The organism is Streptomyces sp. G45, assembly GCF_049542095.1.
In the GTDB taxonomy this organism is placed as follows: domain Bacteria; phylum Actinomycetota; class Actinomycetes; order Streptomycetales; family Streptomycetaceae; genus Streptomyces.
In genome coordinates this window covers 7,043,521-7,060,173 of sequence record NZ_JBMUZU010000001.1, presented here as the reverse complement: position 1 = coordinate 7,060,173, position 16,653 = coordinate 7,043,521, and the positions used below count along the sequence as shown (strand labels likewise).

Sequence of the window (16,653 nt, the reverse complement as noted above, 5' to 3'; positions counted from 1 at the left end):
TCCCAGTGAGTACGCGATCGGCCCTGCCGGGCGGGATGTCCGGCAGGGCCGCAGTCGCTCCGCTGGGGACCAGGCTGAGGGCGCCACCTGGGGGGAGTTGTCCCGTCCGCTGACCTACCGTCGGCGCCCGCACAGGGCGGCGTGCCACACCATGCTGCCGCCCCCGCCCGACGCGGAGAACTTCGCGCGCACGAGGTACGGCTCACCCGGCCGGATCCGCTCATCACACCGAGCACAGATCAGCACCCTCTGGGTCACGCGCCCTCCCGCGGCGGATACGCAGCCAGGTCCCGCAGACGCCGCCCCAGCTCAGCGACCCGCAGCGCCGCCACGAGCGGGCCTTCACCCGGCTGCGGCCGTACCCCTTCCCAGTCCAGCGCATCACGCGCAGCCCTGATCACCCGCTGATGCCGGTGCCATTCCGGGCTGCCGTCCTCGGCGGCGGCCGCGGCCTGCTCCGCGCGCGGCAGGCGCAGCTGAATCTCGGCCACGAGATCGCGATGGACCTGGACAGTGGTCTCCGTGGGCGGCAGCGTGCGGCACGCAGCGAGCGCCACCTCCAGCAGGTGCCGCACGCCCGCGGCGGGCGTCATGCGCGGGTCCCCACGGCCACGGAGTCCGCACCCGCCCACGCCGCGAGCGCGCGCAGCACGATCGCGAGACGGCGCTCGCCCAGCGGCAGCACACAGCCCAGCAGGACCTGGCGCCCCAGCGCGATGGCGAGCACCACCTCCATGAAGGCGTACTCACTCTCGTCGAGGTCCAGGTCCCCGAGGCGCACAGTGAGGTGGGCCCAATCCGCGTACAGGGCCTCGTCGTCCAGCACGACGAGAGCCCGCCGCACGTCAGGCCGGGCCAGCAGCTCACGCTCCTCGATGAGCATGGTCACCGCGATACAGGCCAGGTCGTCGGTCGCCCAGGCCCGGAGCCGGTCTCGGAGCCGGTCTTCAAGGGTCGATGACTCAGACGGCGTGGGGTCGTCGTGGTGCAGGGTCATCCGAATGCCTCCGCAGGAAGATGAAGGCCGCAGCCCGCGCGAAGGGCAGCAGCCGGATGGGCGGGGTCGGTGAGGCGCCCGGATCCGTCCGGCCAGTCCACCCAGAAGCGGTCGCACACTGGTCTGCCGGTAGGGGAAAGAGCAACGGCCAGCCGACGGGGTGGACCGCGACTGCTCGCATGCGGCTGTAGCGCTCAGCAGGCCCGGCGTTGGGCAGCGGCCACCAGGCCAGGCCGATGCCCGGATCAACGAGGGTCGGCCCTCGCTGATCGGGTGGCATGCGGTTCATCGCGCCGAGCGCCGTAGCGAGTCGGGCCTCGGCGACGATCCAATGCTCACCGGTCCGGATGGGCGCGAGGGCGCCCAGGCTCCGGGCTACTCGTACGGTGTCGGGGGCCGGAGCGCGGTTGGCCAGCCAGTCGTCGCCTGCATCGTGCTGTCCTTGCTGGCTGGCCATAGGGCGCGCTCCGTCTCGTGGGTCCTGTTACGGACCGTACGGACGAGGCGCCACAAAGCTCCAGAAAGTTCCATGAGATTCTATGGAGTTCACCCCAGGGCCCTCAGCGCGATGGCGATTAAGCTCCGCGCGTCGGCCCCGTAGACAGCGTGCTCGGCCAGCTCGGCGAATGCCTCGGCGTACATCCCCACTTCGCGCTGCTGTGTGAGGGTGAGGTAGCCGGAGACCAGCTCGACAGAGACCTGCGTGGAGTCGTAGATCCAGAACCCCTCGACCGGCATCCGGGTCCGGTCCACGCTCATGGGGACGATGCCGAGACTGACGTTGGGCAACGAGCCGACGGTGATCAGCTGGCCCAGTTGACCGGCCATGACCTCCCGTCCGCCCATACCGGACCTCAGTACGGACTCCTCGACGAGGAAGGCGAAGGTGCGGCCGCCCTCGTGCAGGATCTGTTGACGCTCCATCCGTGCAGCCACAGCCGCGTCGACATCGTCCACATCGACACGGCGGCGTTGCACTGCCCGCAGCACGGCTTCCGTGTACGCGCGGCTCTGGATGAGGCCGGGTACGAGCCACGAGGAGTAGGCCCGGAAGCGTGTCGTGCGCTCGAAGAGCGGCCGTACGGCCTCCTGGGCGCGGCGTAGGCCGTCGCGCTCCATGCGGCGCCACTCGACGAACATGCCCTCGACGTCCCGGAGCTTCTGGACGAGGTCCGCGGCCTGATCCTCGGCGTCGCACGCCGTGCACCAGGCGCGGATGTCGTCGGCGGACGGCGACGTGGTCGCGTTCTGGATGCGAGACACCTTGGACGGGTACCAACCGAGGCGCGCAGCGAGCTGGGTGCCTTTCAGCCCAGCGTCCAGACGGATCTCGCCGAGGCGGTCGGCGAGATCCTTCCGGGCCTGCTCTGCGCTGGATGATGCGGACGGGGCCATGAGCGTGCGCGGTCAGGCAGGCCGGTACTCGTCGTGCGGGATGGCCCGTCGCCAGATGGCCTCGAAGGCATCGCCGCACTGCTTGGCGAGGGCTGGGTCCGTGACGTACTCGCGGCCGTCCTCGGCGAGTTGGCCATCACCGGTGAAGTGGTGGAAGAGGACGGTCTCCTCATCGAAGACCCACAGGTCAGTGCCAGGGACCAGGAGGTCCTTCGCCTGGCGCCGAGGCAGCCACCGCACCTGTTCCCCGGCAGCGATGTTGGTGAAGGTCACGTCGTGCTCGTAGCGGATGTACTCGCTGACCGGCTCCGACACGATCCGGGCGCGCCGGACCGCGACGCCCCGGGCCGTGGCCTGGCTGACGGCGTCGTGCCAGCCTCCCCACCACGAGTCCCTATCCGACGGATCGAGCCGGTGCCCCTCCTGCCAGGCGATGAACTCCGGGTCGTCCAGCATGTAGCTGTCACGCAACTCCAGGTGCACCGCGGATCGTTGGGCTTGGGCCAGGGCGCTACGCGCTGGTGGCTGCACTTGCTTCCTCTCCGCTGCAGTTCGGGCAGGGGGTGTACTTCAGCATGACCTTGGGCAGCCTAATGACCGTCTCGTGATCCGGCACATCCGTGGAGTGTCCGGGGATAGAGCCGACCTCCTGGCACCCACGTACTTCCTCCGGCGTCGCCTTGTACGACTGGATCAGGAGGTCCCCTGTGGCCTCATCCAGCCAGATCGTGGGGGACTCGTCGGTCGGAGTGTTGGGGATGATGCCGAGGAAGCGCAGGGCCATCAGAATCTCCTCTACGAGCGGATTCCACGCTGTTGCACCGCACCTTCATTGCGGCAGGGCGTCGCGTCAAGAGTGCGTCACGCTGTGTGTCCGCGCCGGGGCGTGGCGAGGTGGTAGGCGTCGACGGCTGTCAGGGGCACCGCTTGCGCTGGCAGGCATGTCCTCCGCCCCCAGCACCGCGGCCCCGTGCGCCCTGCCGCGGCCGTGAACGAGGACACCCGCGCCTTCCCCTGGCGTGACCCGCGCGTCGGCCTGGCCGATGGGCAACGCGTCGCGTACGAACGGCTGCTCGCCGGGGGGCCGACGCGGTACGCGCCGACGTCGTCACGGCGGCCTGAACCTCACACCCCGCAGGGGCAAGCTCCGCGGAATCGCCCCGACGCCGGGCCCAGGTTCGGCATGGTGGACCTCGATCCCCTACCGGCGAGGAGCGGCCATGTGGGCCACGGAGGAGTACGGCAAGAGCCACGAGGGATGGGTGGGAGCCGTACTCGCGGACGGCACCGAGCCCAAGCCAGCACACATCGACCCCGGCAGCGGCCCCAACTTCCGCCAGACACGCGAGTGGTGGGCCTACAGCGGATCCCTGGGGCGCCCGCGAGCATCCCGGGCCCGCGGTGCCTGCTCCTGCGGGTGGCGCGGGGAGAACGAGTACCTCATCGACTGGGATCAAGTCGACGTCCGCACGCAAGAGTTCCCCTCGCTCGAACCGCTCTCGGACTGGGAGCGGCACATCGACTCCGTAGCGGCCCTCACCGTCCCGCTGCCCACCGAACTGGCGGACCTCTTGGAACAGGTCGACACCCAGCTCACACGTCTCGCCGACGAGGCACCGCTGGCTGCGATCAAGGCCGTGATCGCGCTGGAGAGCACGATGAAGCGCGTCGCTCGCAACTCCGCCGCCTACGCTGAGGCCGATGGCCTGTCAGGCGAGGCGCTGGGGCAGGCGCTCGGCTTGTCGCCAGCAGCTGCTGAGTCGCGGTTGCTGCGGTATCGACTCCGCTAAGCGGCTCTGCTGTCCGCGGGCATGATGGAGTGCCCCGGCCCGCGCGCAAGGCGGGGGGCGGGGCATCGTTCACGGTTCACGCGTACTGGCCTCGTTGAGGATCCTCATGGTTTTCACCATGCTCATGAGCGGCGCTGTCCCGCCGCCGGAGCCGCGCCGCGGCAAGTACGTCAGGAAAGCGGTGTGCGAGAAGCGACCGCTCGCGATGGGCCCGGCCTGCCAGCTCGCGGTGAACGCGTACGCGGTGTGGGGCTTCTCCGGCTGGACGTACATCTGGCGCGCCGCGTTACAGGGGCCAGCGGCCAGTGAGCGCGAGGCGCGCAGGGGCTTCCTGCGCCCGGCGGTCCCGCCCGGGGCGCGGGCCTCGCCCGCCTAGGCGAACAGCCCGCTGTACGCGTTCAACGCGGGCTGTCCGCCCAGGTGGGCGTAGAGGACCGTCGACCGCGGGCCGATCTCCTCACGCCGTACGAGATCGAGGAGTGCCGCCATCGACTTCCCCTCGTAGACGGGATCGGTGATCATGCCCTCGGTGCGGGCGGCGACGCGCATCGCGTCGAGGGTGGCGTCGTCCGGGATGCCGTACGTCCCGGCGTGGTAGCGCTCGTCCAGTTCGATGTCCGCCTCCTCGATGGGCCGCCGCACGCCCAGGAGCTCGGCCGTGGCGCGGGCGATCCGCAGGATCTGCGCGCGGGTGCGGGCGGGCTCGGCGGAGGCGTCGACCCCGAGGATCCGGCGGGGGCGCCCGCCCCGCTCCTCGGCGAGCGCGGCGAACCCGGCGACCATCCCGGCCTGCGTGGACCCGGTCACCGAGCACACCACCACGGTGTCGAAGAAGACCCCCAGCTCGTCCTCCTGCCGGGCGACTTCGGCGGCCCACCCGGCGAACCCGAGGCCGCCGAGCGGATGGTCGGAGGCGCCCGCCGGGATGGCGTACGGCGCGCCGCCCGCCTCCTCCACCTCGCGCACCGCCCGCTCCCAGCTCTCCCTGACGCCGATGTCGAACCCGGCCCGCACCAGGCGCACATCGGCGCCCGCGAGGCGGCTGAGGAGGATGTTGCCGACCTTGTCATAGCCGGGTTCTGGCCAGTCGACCCAGCTCTCCTGGACGAGCACGCACCGGAGCCCGGCGTGCGCGGCGGCCGCGGCGACCTGCCGGGTGTGGTTGGACTGCACGCCGCCGACCGACACGAGCGTGTCGCGGCCTTGGGCGAGCGCGTCGGCGACCAGGTACTCCAGCTTGCGGGTCTTGTTGCCGCCGTAGGCGACGCCGGAGTTGCAGTCCTCCCGCTTGGCCCACAGGGCGGGCCCGCCGAGGTGGTCCGTGAGGCGCCGCAGGGGGTGGACGGGCGAGGGGCCGAAGAGCAGCGGATGGCGGGGGAAGGCGCGGAGCGCGGCGGCCAGCGGCGAGGGGGACACGGAACCTCCGGACGGTCAGGGGACGTCAAGGCCTGGGGTGTCGTCGGCCAGCTCTTCCAGGGCGCGCCAGATGTCCGTCGTGACGCGCACGGCGGCGCCGGTGTCGCCCGCCGCGCACGCGTCGATCAGCCGGTCGTGCAGCGCGGCGGAGCGGCAGCGGCTGCCCGCGCCGAACACCTGGCGCTCCAGACGGCGGATCAGCGGGGTGTAGCGGGCGATGGTGGCGGCCGCGGCGCGGTTGCCCGCGGCGTCCACCAGGATCTGGTGCAGCGCGTCGTCCTCGGCCAGCGCGGCGTCCACGTCCCCGGCCGCGACGGCCGCCGAGAAGCGGGAGTTGGCGGCGCGCAGGGCCGCGACGGCGCCGGGGCCGAGCCGGGGCACGGCGGTGCGCGCGACCAGTTCGTGCAGGGCGCGGACCACGGCCGCCGCGTCCCGGACGTCGGCGGCGACCAGCGGCGTCACGCGCGTACGGCTCTGCGGCTTCGTCTCCACCAGTCCCTCGTCGGACAGGCGCGCCAGGGCCTCGCGGACGGGCGCCCGGGACAGGCCGAGCCGGTCGGCGAGGTCCGTGTCGCGCACGATCGAGCCGGGCGGCAGGTCGCCGCCGACGATGGCGTCGCGCAGCGCTGCGTACGCCTGGTCGCGAAGGAGCGTGCGGCGCACGGGTCGTAGGGCACCCATGAACTGACATGTTAGATACCAGTACGGGTTTTGCACAGACGCACGAAGACGCGGAAGGGGCGGCGAGCGGCTCGGGCCGTCCGCCGCCCCCGGTGGTTCAGCGCTTCCAGGGCCAGTCCGCGGCCCGTCCCGCCTCCAGGAGCGGCACCATGCGGAACGCGGCGTCCGAAAGGCCGCCGAACACATGGCGGTTGCCGGTGCCGGAGGGGCCGTGGCCCGTGCGGTAGCCCGCCAGGTTCCAGGTGTACACCGGGATGTGCGCCGGGATCTGGTCGGTGGGGCCGCCGTGGCGGCTGTGCGCGGTCTGCTCGTCGGTGACGATCAGGACCCGGTCGTGGCCGCGGTAGTGGCGGCGGACCGCCTCCGTGGTGTGGGTGCCGCCGAGGTCGCCGAAGCGGTCCAGGACCTTCAGGACGGACTCGCCCCGCGCGTACCGCACTTCGGCGCTGGTGGTGCCGAACTGCACGAGGTCGGCGTCGGCGGCGCGCAGCGCGAGGGCCGCGCCGAACACCGCCGCCGCGTCCGCGCGGTTGAGCTGCGAGCGCTCCGAAAGCGGCGACCACATGGAGCCGGAGCGGTCCACCAGGATCAGCGAACGGCCGGGCAGCGCGGGCACGTTGGCCAGCGAGTGGCCGAGCGCCCGCTCCAGCGCGTACGCCCAGCGCAGCGACGGCGCGTGCTGGTACGCGGCCAGGTAGCGGAAGGGGAACTGCCGCGACCGCGCGACCTCCGCGGGGTCGGCGAGCCGTGCCGCGACCCCGGCGGCGACCTCGTCGCTGACGCCCGCCTCGTCGAAGTTCCGCAGGTTCCGTGTCAGCGCCATCACGCCCATGGACGGAATGACCGCCTCCCAGGCGGCCCTGTCCATCGGCCCCTGGAGCCAGCCCGCGAGCGCCTCCCAGGTCATGCCCGCGGCGGCGAGCCGCTCGGCGGCGCCCGCGCCGGTGACGACGCGGCGCCGCTTGGCGACGCGCAGCGCCATCAGGTCGCGGTGCGCGGCCAGCACGGGCAGGGACGCGGGCACCACGGCCGTCTCCGGGTGGTGGCGCCGGTCGAGCGCGTACCGGAACAGGTCGCCCTGCCAGGGCTTGTCCGGGTCGGGCGCGGCGTGCACCAGGTTCAGGATGTCGCCGAAGCGGTAGCCCTTGGACGCCGTGTCGTACTTCAGCAGGGACTTCTGCGAGTACAGACGGCGTACGGCGTCGGCGATGCCGCGCTTGACGGGCTTCGGCACGCTCCGGCCGTACGTCGCCGTCCAGTAGCCGAGCAGTTCGCCGGGCTCGTCGGGGCGGCGCAGGACGGAGGCGATGACCTGGCGGTTGGCGGGGCCGCCGGTGGCGCCCGCCGCGAGGCGCGCCCGCACGTACTCGGCGGCGCCGACCAGGGACGCCGTCCGCATGCCGCCGTCGCCGCGGAGCCAGCCGAGCAGGCCCGCGGTCCACTCGGGGTCCTCGACGGCGAGCTGGCGCACGAGCGCCGCGAACCGGTCGTCGCGGGCCTGGCCGCTCTCGTAGTGGGTGTCCTGCGCCACGAAGTTCGCGACGGCGAACAGGAAAAGTTCGGAGCGCGCGTCCCTCAGGTGTCCCCGGCCGCCCTGGTGGGTGCGGGTGACCGCGCCGGTCGAGCGGACGGGCGAGGCGGGCGGGGCCTTGGCCGCCCTGGCGTTGAATCGCGCCATGGTGAATTCCCCCGAATTCTGGGCCTCCCGAGATCTGATCGGCGGCGGCGTCATTTCGGAAAAGGAAGGAGCCGCGGCCAGCGCACCGGGAGGTGGATGTCCTGGGTGTCCAGAGATCTCGGCGGCGGAACTGACGTATGGCGCTCTGACCCCTGAGCTACACCGGCCTGACGTGCCGATGGCGGGATTCGAACCCGCGGCCTCCCCGTTAGCAGCGGAAGTAAGTCCCGCCCGCGCACCTGGACACGGATCACTTTAGGAGAGCGAACTCGACGGGTGCCAAGGGTTTTTCCCGCGGGCCCGGTCGCGGGCGGACGCAACCATACGATGCCCGTGCGGCGTCGCTCTGTGCGGCCGGATCGAGGAGGGGGCGGGCGCTATGGCGGGGGCCACGGGGGTCACACGGGCCACGGCCGGTGACGTCGGCGGCTACCGGCTCGTCGCCGAGCTGGGCGCGGGCGGCATGGGGCGGGTGCACCTGGCGCGGTCCGCGGCGGGGCGGCCGGTCGCCGTGAAGACGGTGCACGCGCACCTGGCCGCCGAGCCGGAGTTCCGCGAGCGGTTCCGCCGCGAGACGGCCGCCGCGCGCGCCGTCACCGGCCCGTTCACCGCAGCGGTCCTCGACGCCGACCCGGAGGCGGAGCGGCCCTGGCTGGCCACGGAGTTCTGCGCGGGCCCGGACCTCGCGGACGCGGTCGCCGCGCACGGGCCGCTGTCCGCCGCCGACCTCGCCGCGCTCGGCGCCGCGCTCGCGGAGGCGCTCGGCGCCGTCCACGCGGCGGGCCTGGTGCACCGCGACCTGAAGCCCGCCAACGTGGTCGTCACCCGCGCGGGGCCGAAGGTCCTCGACTTCGGCATCGCCAAGAGCGCCGCCGACGACAGCCTCACGGCCAGCGACGAGGCCATCGGCTCCCCCGGCTTCATCGCCCCCGAGCAGCTGGCGCGCGGCGCCGACGCGGCGCGCCCCGGGCCGCCCGCCGACGTGTTCGCGCTCGGCGCGGTGCTCGCGCTGGCGATGACGGGGCGGGCCCCGTTCGGCGGGGACGGCGCGGCCCGCGTCCTGTACCGCACGCTGCACGAGGACCCGGACCTGGACGGCGTGCCCGCTGACCTGGACGGCGTGCCCAGCCCCGGCCCGCGCGCCTTCCTCGCCCGCTGCCTGGCCCGCGACCCCGGCGAGCGGCCGACGGTCGTGGAGGTGCTGGCGTGGTGCGGGGAGCGGACGGCGGGGGTGCCGTGGTGGGAGCGGGGCGCGGTCGCTGAGCTGATACGACGTCATGAGGACGACGTGGCAAGGCTGTTGGCGCCCAGCGCGCCCCCGGGCGGCACGGGCGGCACGGGCGCCTCGGACAGCACGTGCGCCTTGCACACCTCGGGCGCCTTGGCCACCTCGGGCGCGTTGGACGCCTCGGGTGCCTCGGCCGACTCGGACAGCACGGCCGCCTTGGGTGCCTCGGGCAGCACGGACACCTCCGCCGCCCCTGACGCTCCCACCTCCCCCGCCGCCCTCACCGCCCCTACCGTCCCCACCGTCTCCGACACCCCCGCCCCACCCCGCCGCCGCCTGCTCCTCTGGGGCGGCGGCGCCCTCGCCGCCGCCGCGGTGGCGACCACGGCGACCGTCGCCGCCCTGGCCGGGAACGACGGCGACGGCCGCAAGGGGAAGGGCAGCGGCGGCCGGACCCGCTGGACCCGGGGCCGCGTCCTGTGGACCAGGGAGGCCGACGACGTCAGGACCGGGGGCCTGGTGCGCCGCGGCGCCGACCTGTACCTGCTCACCGTCGACGGGCTCACCTGCCTGGACGCCCCATCCGGCACGGAGCGCTGGGGGTATCCGGAGGCGAGCCTGCACCAGGTGGAGCGCTACCGCGACACGGTGTACGTCCTCAAGGACGACCTGTTCGAGCCGGAGGCGCACGCGCTCGGCGCCGCCACCGGCCGCAAGGAGTGGCAGTCCCCCTCGCACGTCCTCAACCCGCGGCGCCGCACGCTCGCCGCCACGGACGCCGACAACCCGCTCAGCACGCTGGAGGGCGACCGCGGCACGCTCGTGCTCTGCGGCGGCGTGCTCTGCCTGCTGACGTACGCCGCGTACGACACCCGGTGGGCGCGGCGCTCCGCGCAGGGCAGGCGGTGGCGGGCCTACGGCTTCGACGCCCGCACCCACCGGGACCTCTGGTACCACCAGGGGGACGCGTCCGGGGTGGTCGGCACCCACCAGGCGGGCGGCCGCATCGCCGTGGCCACGTCGGCGCGCCCGGCGTACGGAAGCGAGGAGCCGCGCGGCCCGCTCGTGGTGCTGCGGGCCGCGGACGGCGGGGTGGAGCGGACCGTGCCGGGCGGCGCGGCCCGCCCCCAGGCGCACCCGGGCGCGCGGGGCACCGGCGTGTACGCGGCCGGGCCCGGCCTGACGGCGGTCGACCTGGGCACGGGCCGCACCCGCTGGAGCCGCCGCGCGACGGCGGTCACCGCGCACACGCCGCGCCCGGTGCGGGGCCTGGTGCTGGCCGCGGCGGGCGACGGGGTCAGCGCGTACGACGCCGGGTCGGGCGGCGGGCCCCGCTGGACCCGCGCCGGGGTGCGCGGACTGACCGCCGGGGACGGCTCGCTGCTCACCGCGGACGGATACGCGTACGTCCTCGGGCCCGAGCCCGGGACGCGGGGCGAGCCCACGTGGGGCCTGCACGCCCTGGACGTGCGCACGGGCGCGACGGCCTGGGCGGTGGAGCTGGGCGCGGGCACGACGGTGGCCGCGGCGGCGGCCGGTGACGGTCTGGTCCACCTGTACGCCGACGACGCGCTCCGGACGGTCGGGGGGCCGGACCGCTCATGACGACGCCCCTGCTGCCGGAGGACCCGGCGACCCTCGGCGGCCACCGGCTGCTGGCCCGGCTCGGCGCGGGCGGCATGGGCCAGGTGTACCTGGCGCGCAGCCCCGGCGGGAAGCCGCTCGCGGTGAAGACGGTGCACGCGCACCTGGCGGCGGAGCCGCACTTCCGGGAGCGTTTCCGGCGGGAGGCCACCGCGGCGCGGGCCGTCACCGGCGCGTACACGGCGGCGGTGGTGGACGCGGACCCCGACGCCGAGCAGCCGTGGCTGGCGACGGCCTACCTGCCGGGCGTGACGCTCCGCCAGGCGGTCGCGGCGGCGGGCCCGTTGGGCGCGGACGTGGCGCGGTCGCTGGCGGCGTGCCTGGCCGAGGCGCTGGTCGCCATGCACGCGGCCGGGGTCGTCCACCGCGACCTCAAGCCGTCCAACGTGCTGCTCACCGCCGACGGCCCGCGCGTCATCGACTTCGGCATCGCCCGCGCCACCGGCGACCACGCCCGGGGCGCCCTGACGGCGACGGGCGCGCTGCTCGGCACGCCGGGCTACATGGCGCCGGAGCAGGTCCTGGGGGCGGAGGTGGGCCCGGCGACGGACGTGTTCGCCCTGGGCGCGGTCCTGACCTTCGCGACGACGGGGCAGCACCCGTTCGGCACGGGACCGGTAGCGGTACTCCTCTACCGGGCGGCCCACGAGGACCCGGACCTCAGCGGCGTACCCGAGCCCCTGCGCGCCCTGACCGCCCGCTGCCTCAGCAAGCCCCCACCGGCCCGCCCGACCCCCGCCGACATCCTCTCCGAGACCTCCACCCCCCAGGCCCCGCTGTGGTGGCGCGAGCCCCCGTTGGGCCCGCTGATCCAGAACGAGCAGCCCGAGATTCCAGCCCGTCCGACGCCCGAGGACGAGCGCACAGCGCGACAGACCGAGCCCGTCCGGCGTTCGAGGACAAGCGCGGAGCGCGGGGAATCAGCCCGTCCGGCGCTTGAGGACGAGGCGCGGAGCGCCGACGGGGCGGGGGCCCAGGGGCGGCAGCCCCCTGGCTCGGGGCGAAGGGGCGGGTCTGGGGGTCCCCGCGACAGCGCACCCTCGCCCGCCGCACCGCCCTCACCCTCGGCGGCACCGCCCTCGCGGCCCTGGCGGGCTGGGCCATCAGCACCTCCCCGGGCCCGGCCACCCCGGGCAACCGCAGCGGCAACGGCGACGGCACGGACAGAGCCGCCCTGGCGCTCAGCAAGGGCCGCCGCGCCACCCCGGCCGCCACCCGCTGGACCCTGACCTCCGAGGCCACCCCCGGCGACGGCCCCAACGGCCTGCTGCTGACGGGCGGCACCCTCCTGGTGCACGCCCCGGCCTCCGCCGCCTCGACGGGCGGCACGGTCCACGCCGTACGCACCGCCGACGGCACCCGCCGCTGGCAGCGGGACGGCGGCGCGGGCGCCCCGCCGAAGCTGTGGGGCGTCGTGGACGGCCTGCTGCTCGCGCCGGACGCGCTGGCGGAGGCGCTGGACGTGCGCACGGGCGAGCCGTGGCCGGTGCCGGACGCCTGGCCGGGGACCACGCTCTGGTACGCCGTCGCCGGGCGGCGCCTGGCCACGCTGCACCGGGTCGACGGGGTGGACCGCTACGAACTGCGGCTGCGCACCCTGCCCGACGGCTCCGCGCCCAGGACCCGCAAGAGCGCCCCGCACTGGCACCGGCCCGCGGCCCTCGGCTCGGCGCTGCTGCTCGCGCCCGAGCCGGGCACGCTCGTGGACGACGTCACCTGCCTGGACGCGGCCACCGGGAACACGCGGTGGACGTACGACGGACTCGGCTCCGACGCGAAGGCGGTGGCCGCGCCACTGGCGCTGCCCGGTCGTGGCGGGCGCGCGGCGCGCTTCGCGCTCCTGTCCGACACGGGTGACCTGCACCTGGTCGCCGCCCGCGACGGGAAGCGCCTTGCCCGCCGCGCGCTCGGCATCGCGGCGGGCCGCGGTACCACGGCGCTCGGCCAGGCGCGGGGCACCGGTCTGGTGCTCGGCGGCGGCAGGCTCGTCGCCTTCGACCCCGACGACGGGGCGGTGCGGTGGAACCGCCCGACGGCCGGGCTCGCCGCGAGCTGGCCGTCCGGCCCCGGCGGCGCGGCGGCGCCGGTGACCGCCGATGGCGTCCTGCTGCACTGGGCGGACCCCGGCACCCTGGAGGCCGTCGACCTCGCCGACGGCGGCAGGCGGTTGTGGGCGGCGGCCTTCGACGCCACCGCCCAGTGCCCTCCCGCCGTCGGCGGTGGCGTCGTCTATGTCACGGCGGGCCGCGAGTGCCGGGCGCTGCCGCCGCGCGGCGGGGCGCCGCTCGCGCGGTGGCGCCTCGACGCCGAGGCCACGGCGCTGGCCGCCGACGCGTCCGGCTGGTACGCGCTGCTCGGCGGGCGGTCCGTACGCGCCGTCAACGCGCCGTCCGTGTAAGGGAGTTCAGTGGCGCTGGCGCCGCCAGGGCCCGGTGATCGCGAACATGATGCCGGGGCTCTGGATGTTGGCGTACAGGGTCCGGCCGTCCGGCGAGAACGTGACGCCGGTGAACTCGCTGTAGGAGGGCTTCTCCGGGGTGCCCGCGTTGAGTTCGTTGCGGGCGATCGGGTACGTGCGGCCGCGCTCCGTCGCGCCGAACAGGTGCTGGACGCCGTCGCCGTCCTCGGCGAGGATCAGGCCGCCGTACGGCGAGACGGTGATGTTGTCGGGGCCGTCGAAGGCGCCGTCCCGGTCCGGGTCCTGGTTGACGCCGAGCCGCACCTTCAGGGTGAGGGTGCGGCGGCCGGGGTGGTAGAACCACACCTGCCCGTCGTGCTGGGCGCCGGGGCTCTCGTCACGGGCGTACGACGACACGATGTACGCGCCGCCGTCGCCCCACCACATGCCTTCGAGCTTGCGGGCGCGCGTGACGGCGCCGAGGTCGAACTGCTCGCGCACGGGGACGTCGCGGGCGTCGCGGTCGGGCACCTCCACCCAGTCCACGCCGTACACGGTGCCGATCTTCGTGGCGCGCGAGAGGTCGTCGACGAACCGGCCGCCGGAGTCGTAGCACTTGGGGGCCTTCAGGACGCCCGCATCGTCGGCGAGGGCACGCAGGCGGCCGCGGCCGTGGCGAAAGCCGTGCGGCGGGGTCCAGCGGTAGAACAGGCCGTTGGGCCCGGCGGCGTCCTCGGTCAGATACAGGTGGCCGCGCTTGGGGTCGACGACGACGGCCTCGTGGGCGTAGCGGCCGAGGGCCTTGATGGGCTTGGGGGCGAGGTTGGCGCGCCGGTCGTGGGGGTCGACCTCGAAGACATAGCCGTGGTCCTTGGTCATGCCGTTCTGACCGGCCTTGTCCTCGGTCTCCTCGCAGGTCAGCCAGGTGCCCCAGGGGGTGGATCCGCCCGCGCAGTTGGTGGAGGTGCCCGCGACGCCCACCCACTCGGCGACGGCGCCGCCGCGGCGGACCTCGACGACCGTGCAGCCGCCGGACGCGGCCGGGTCGTAGACCAGGCCCTCGGTGAGCGGGACGGGGTGCTTCCACCTGGAGCGGCGGCCGCCCAGCTCGTGGTTGTTGACGAGCAGGGTCACGCCGCGCGGGCCGGGGAAGGCGGCGGTGCCGTCGTGGTTCGAGGGCGTGAACTCACCCGTCTCCAGGCGGGTACGGCCGCTGTAGGTGAGGACGCGGTACGAGAACCCGGCGGGCAGCGCGAGCAGTCCCTCGGGGTCGGGGACGAGCGGCCCGTAGCCGGGCGCGCCGTGGCCGTGGCCGTCGGCGGTGGCCTCCCCGGCCACGTCGGGGTCCTCGGCCGCGAGCGCGCCCGGCGCGGTGGCGAGCGCCCCGGCACTGCCCGCGATGGCGATGCCCGCGCCGGTGGCCGCGGATCGTCTGGTGAAGTCCCTGCGCGTGAGCGACGACATGGTTTCTCCTGAGGGAGCGGATGACGGCGGGTGGGGGGCGCGAACGACCAGGCAACTGCCGCCGACAGATTCCCGCGCCCGCCTGAACACCACTTGAACACCACTCAACCGCCCGCCCTGAAAAGGGCGGGCGGGTGGGGAAAAGCGAGCGCGCCAGCGCGAGCAACCCGCGGACGACCGCGGACCGCGACGAAACCACTCAGCCCGTCCGGCGCTTGAGGACGAGCGCGCAGCGCGAAGACCGGCACCCCGAGGGGGCGGTCACCCCCTCTGGGACCTGGCCTTGAAGGCCGCCTTGCGGGCCTCCTTCGCCACCTTCTTGTCCGGGTGCAGCCGCCCCATCGCCTCCAGGACGTCCGCCGTCGCGGGGTGCTCCACCCGCCACGCCGCCGCGAAGAACCCGCTGTGCTGGGCGGCGAGCCCCTCCACGAGCCCCCGCAGCTCCTCGGAGTTGCCCTCGGCGGCGAGCTGCGCCGCGATCGTGTCGATGGTGAGCCAGAAGACCATGCCCTCGCCCGGCGGGGGCACGTCCGCCGCGCCGCGCTCGGCCAGCCACACCCTCGCGAGCCCGCCCAGCTCGGCGTCGTCGAGGACCTCGCGCAGCGCGGGCTCGGCGGCGCCGCCGACCAGGGACAGCGCCTGCTGGCAGCGCAGCCGCCGCAGCGGCGCCCCCTCGTCGCTGCCGCGCGCGGCGGCCAGCAGCTCCCGCGCGGCGTCGAGCGGCTCGCGCCGGGCGAGCCACTGCTCGGTCTCGGCCCGCGCGGCGGTCTGCGGGAAGGCGGAGGTGGCGTCGAGGAGGGTGTCGGCGCCCTTGTCGGCGAGGTCGCCGACGGCGGGCGCGTCGACACCGGCCTCCAGCATCCGGGCGCGGACGCCGTAGAGGCCGAGCGGCGTCAGCCTGACCATGCCGTAGCGCGTGACGTCCTCGTCGTCGACGGGCGGCAGCGGCTCCCCGCTGTCGCCCTGGTCGATGTCCGCCATCAGGGCCTCGTCCACGGGCTGGTAGTCGACGAGGCCGACCGGCGCCAGCATCCGGAACTGGTCGTCGAGCCGCATCATCGCGTCGGAGACCTGCTCCAGGATGTCGTCGGTGGGCTCGCCCATGTCGTCGGGCACGATCATCGAGGCGGCGAGCGCGGGCAGCGGCACCGCGCCGTCGTCGGTGGCGCCGTCGCCGACCGTCAGCAGGTACAGGTTGCCGAGGACGCCCTCGAGGAAGTCGGCCTCGGCCTGCGGGTCCCAGCCCAGCTCGCCGAAGTCGATCTCACCGCCGTCCTGGATGACGTCGACGAGGTCCTCCAGGTCCGGCACGGTGGCGTCGGCGAACACGGTCTCCAGGGCGCCCAGCCAGATGGCGAGGACGTCCTGCGGGCCGCCGGAGGTGATCAGCTCCAGCTCCTCCCCCGCGACCACGGTGCCCTCGGCGTCATCGGCGTCGGCGTCGTCGTCGGCGTCATCGGCGGCGTCCACGACCTCCACCAGGCCGGTGTCGACGGCGACCCGCCAGGCCTCGCTCGCGTACGCCGCCGCGTCCCCGGCCTGCAGGCCGTCGGCCCCGTCGACGAGCCCTAGCTCGGCCGCCGCCGCGGGCAGCTGCTCGTCGACGAGCTCACCGCCCGCGCCGACCCTGGTCTCCGGGCCCGCCCAGCGGGCGAGCCGCACCGCGCGGCCCAGCAGCGGGGTGGCGAGCGCGTCCCGCGCGAGCTCCGCTTCTGAGTGCAGCAGCACCGGCGGCAGGGTGGCGGGGCTTTGGGACATCGGCTGGTTCTCCTGACGGGGGTACACGGGGGCACGGTCTGCTGCGTGAAGCCTAGACGGATGTGACCGTTCGCCGCCCACCCGTCACCGGACCCGGCCACCGGCCGGGGCGCCACGGGGGTTGCCCCTCTTTGGCCTAGTTCATGTCCCTGTCAGAAAACGTACAGCCGGACCACACCCGTCCAACCTTGACAACTCCCCTGG

Annotated in this window: 15 protein-coding genes; 5 read left to right on the top strand and 10 right to left on the bottom strand. The window is 74.6% G+C overall.

What is annotated here, in order from left to right:
* Positions 1 to 254 precede the first annotated feature (254 nt).
* From ACOBQU_RS29910 to ACOBQU_RS29890, 5 genes are all read right to left on the bottom strand, one after another.
* Positions 255 to 593: a DUF6415 family natural product biosynthesis protein gene (locus ACOBQU_RS29910; RefSeq protein WP_423631278.1), complete on the bottom strand. Its 339-nt coding sequence runs from the start codon at positions 591 to 593 to the stop codon at positions 255 to 257.
* Complete coding sequence (locus ACOBQU_RS29905) at positions 590 to 997, bottom strand: hypothetical protein (protein ID WP_423631277.1); 408 nt, start codon at positions 995 to 997, stop codon at positions 590 to 592. Before ACOBQU_RS29905 ends, ACOBQU_RS29910 begins: the two co-directional genes overlap by 4 nt.
* Positions 998 to 1,543: 546 nt before the next feature.
* Positions 1,544 to 2,392 carry a helix-turn-helix domain-containing protein gene (locus ACOBQU_RS29900; protein WP_423631275.1) on the bottom strand — a complete coding sequence of 283 codons (849 nt, stop codon included), beginning with the start codon at positions 2,390 to 2,392 and terminating at the stop codon, positions 1,544 to 1,546.
* A 12-nt stretch (positions 2,393 to 2,404) separates the two neighbouring features.
* Positions 2,405 to 2,923 carry a DUF6879 family protein gene (locus ACOBQU_RS29895; RefSeq protein WP_423631273.1) on the bottom strand — a complete coding sequence of 173 codons (519 nt, stop codon included), beginning with the start codon at positions 2,921 to 2,923 and terminating at the stop codon, positions 2,405 to 2,407.
* Complete coding sequence (locus tag ACOBQU_RS29890; RefSeq protein ID WP_423631271.1) at positions 2,904 to 3,176, bottom strand: hypothetical protein; 273 nt, start codon at positions 3,174 to 3,176, stop codon at positions 2,904 to 2,906. Before ACOBQU_RS29890 ends, ACOBQU_RS29895 begins: the two co-directional genes overlap by 20 nt.
* Before the next feature lie 436 nt (positions 3,177 to 3,612).
* Here ACOBQU_RS29890 and ACOBQU_RS29885 point away from each other — a divergent pair, with 436 nt between their 5' ends.
* Entirely contained in the window at positions 3,613 to 4,182 is a 570-nt protein-coding gene (locus ACOBQU_RS29885) for a hypothetical protein (RefSeq protein WP_423631269.1), read from the top strand.
* Positions 4,183 to 4,306: 124 nt separating this feature from the next.
* Positions 4,307 to 4,558 carry a hypothetical protein gene (locus ACOBQU_RS29880; protein ID WP_423631267.1) on the top strand — a complete coding sequence of 84 codons (252 nt, stop codon included), beginning with the start codon at positions 4,307 to 4,309 and terminating at the stop codon, positions 4,556 to 4,558.
* Here the strand turns inward: ACOBQU_RS29880 and ACOBQU_RS29875 are convergent.
* The 3 genes from ACOBQU_RS29875 to ACOBQU_RS29865 form a co-directional block, all read right to left on the bottom strand.
* Positions 4,555 to 5,598, bottom strand: coding sequence for a 1-aminocyclopropane-1-carboxylate deaminase (locus tag ACOBQU_RS29875; RefSeq protein ID WP_423631266.1), 1,044 nt, complete (start codon positions 5,596 to 5,598; stop codon positions 4,555 to 4,557). The two genes, ACOBQU_RS29880 and ACOBQU_RS29875, sit on opposite strands and share 4 nt — an antisense overlap.
* 15 nt (positions 5,599 to 5,613) lie before the next feature.
* Complete coding sequence (locus ACOBQU_RS29870) at positions 5,614 to 6,279, bottom strand: GntR family transcriptional regulator (protein WP_423631264.1); 666 nt, start codon at positions 6,277 to 6,279, stop codon at positions 5,614 to 5,616.
* Between the two features lie 97 nt (positions 6,280 to 6,376).
* Entirely contained in the window at positions 6,377 to 7,957 is a 1,581-nt protein-coding gene (locus ACOBQU_RS29865) for a TROVE domain-containing protein (RefSeq protein ID WP_423631262.1), read from the bottom strand.
* A 379-nt stretch (positions 7,958 to 8,336) separates the two neighbouring features.
* Here ACOBQU_RS29865 and ACOBQU_RS29860 point away from each other — a divergent pair, with 379 nt between their 5' ends.
* The 3 genes from ACOBQU_RS29860 (at position 8,337) to ACOBQU_RS29850 (ending at position 13,227) form a co-directional block, all read left to right on the top strand.
* Positions 8,337 to 10,790: a protein kinase domain-containing protein gene (locus ACOBQU_RS29860; RefSeq protein ID WP_423631260.1), complete on the top strand. Its 2,454-nt coding sequence runs from the start codon at positions 8,337 to 8,339 to the stop codon at positions 10,788 to 10,790.
* Positions 10,787 to 12,058 (top strand): serine/threonine-protein kinase, encoded by a 1,272-nt coding sequence (locus ACOBQU_RS29855; RefSeq protein ID WP_423631258.1) that lies wholly within the window; start codon positions 10,787 to 10,789, stop codon positions 12,056 to 12,058. Before ACOBQU_RS29860 ends, ACOBQU_RS29855 begins: the two co-directional genes overlap by 4 nt.
* Before the next feature lie 62 nt (positions 12,059 to 12,120).
* Positions 12,121 to 13,227 (top strand): PQQ-binding-like beta-propeller repeat protein, encoded by a 1,107-nt coding sequence (locus ACOBQU_RS29850; protein ID WP_423631257.1) that lies wholly within the window; start codon positions 12,121 to 12,123, stop codon positions 13,225 to 13,227.
* A gap of 6 nt (positions 13,228 to 13,233) precedes the next feature.
* On the opposite strand, the gene ACOBQU_RS29845 is transcribed toward ACOBQU_RS29850, so the two are convergent.
* Together ACOBQU_RS29845 and ACOBQU_RS29840 are read right to left on the bottom strand one after the other, a co-directional pair.
* A complete protein-coding gene (locus ACOBQU_RS29845) occupies positions 13,234 to 14,691 on the bottom strand; it encodes an alkaline phosphatase PhoX (protein ID WP_423631256.1) in 1,458 nt (485 codons plus the stop codon).
* 261 nt (positions 14,692 to 14,952) lie between these two features.
* Positions 14,953 to 16,449 carry a hypothetical protein gene (locus ACOBQU_RS29840; RefSeq protein ID WP_423631254.1) on the bottom strand — a complete coding sequence of 499 codons (1,497 nt, stop codon included), beginning with the start codon at positions 16,447 to 16,449 and terminating at the stop codon, positions 14,953 to 14,955.
* Between the last annotated feature and the right edge of the window lie 204 nt (positions 16,450 to 16,653).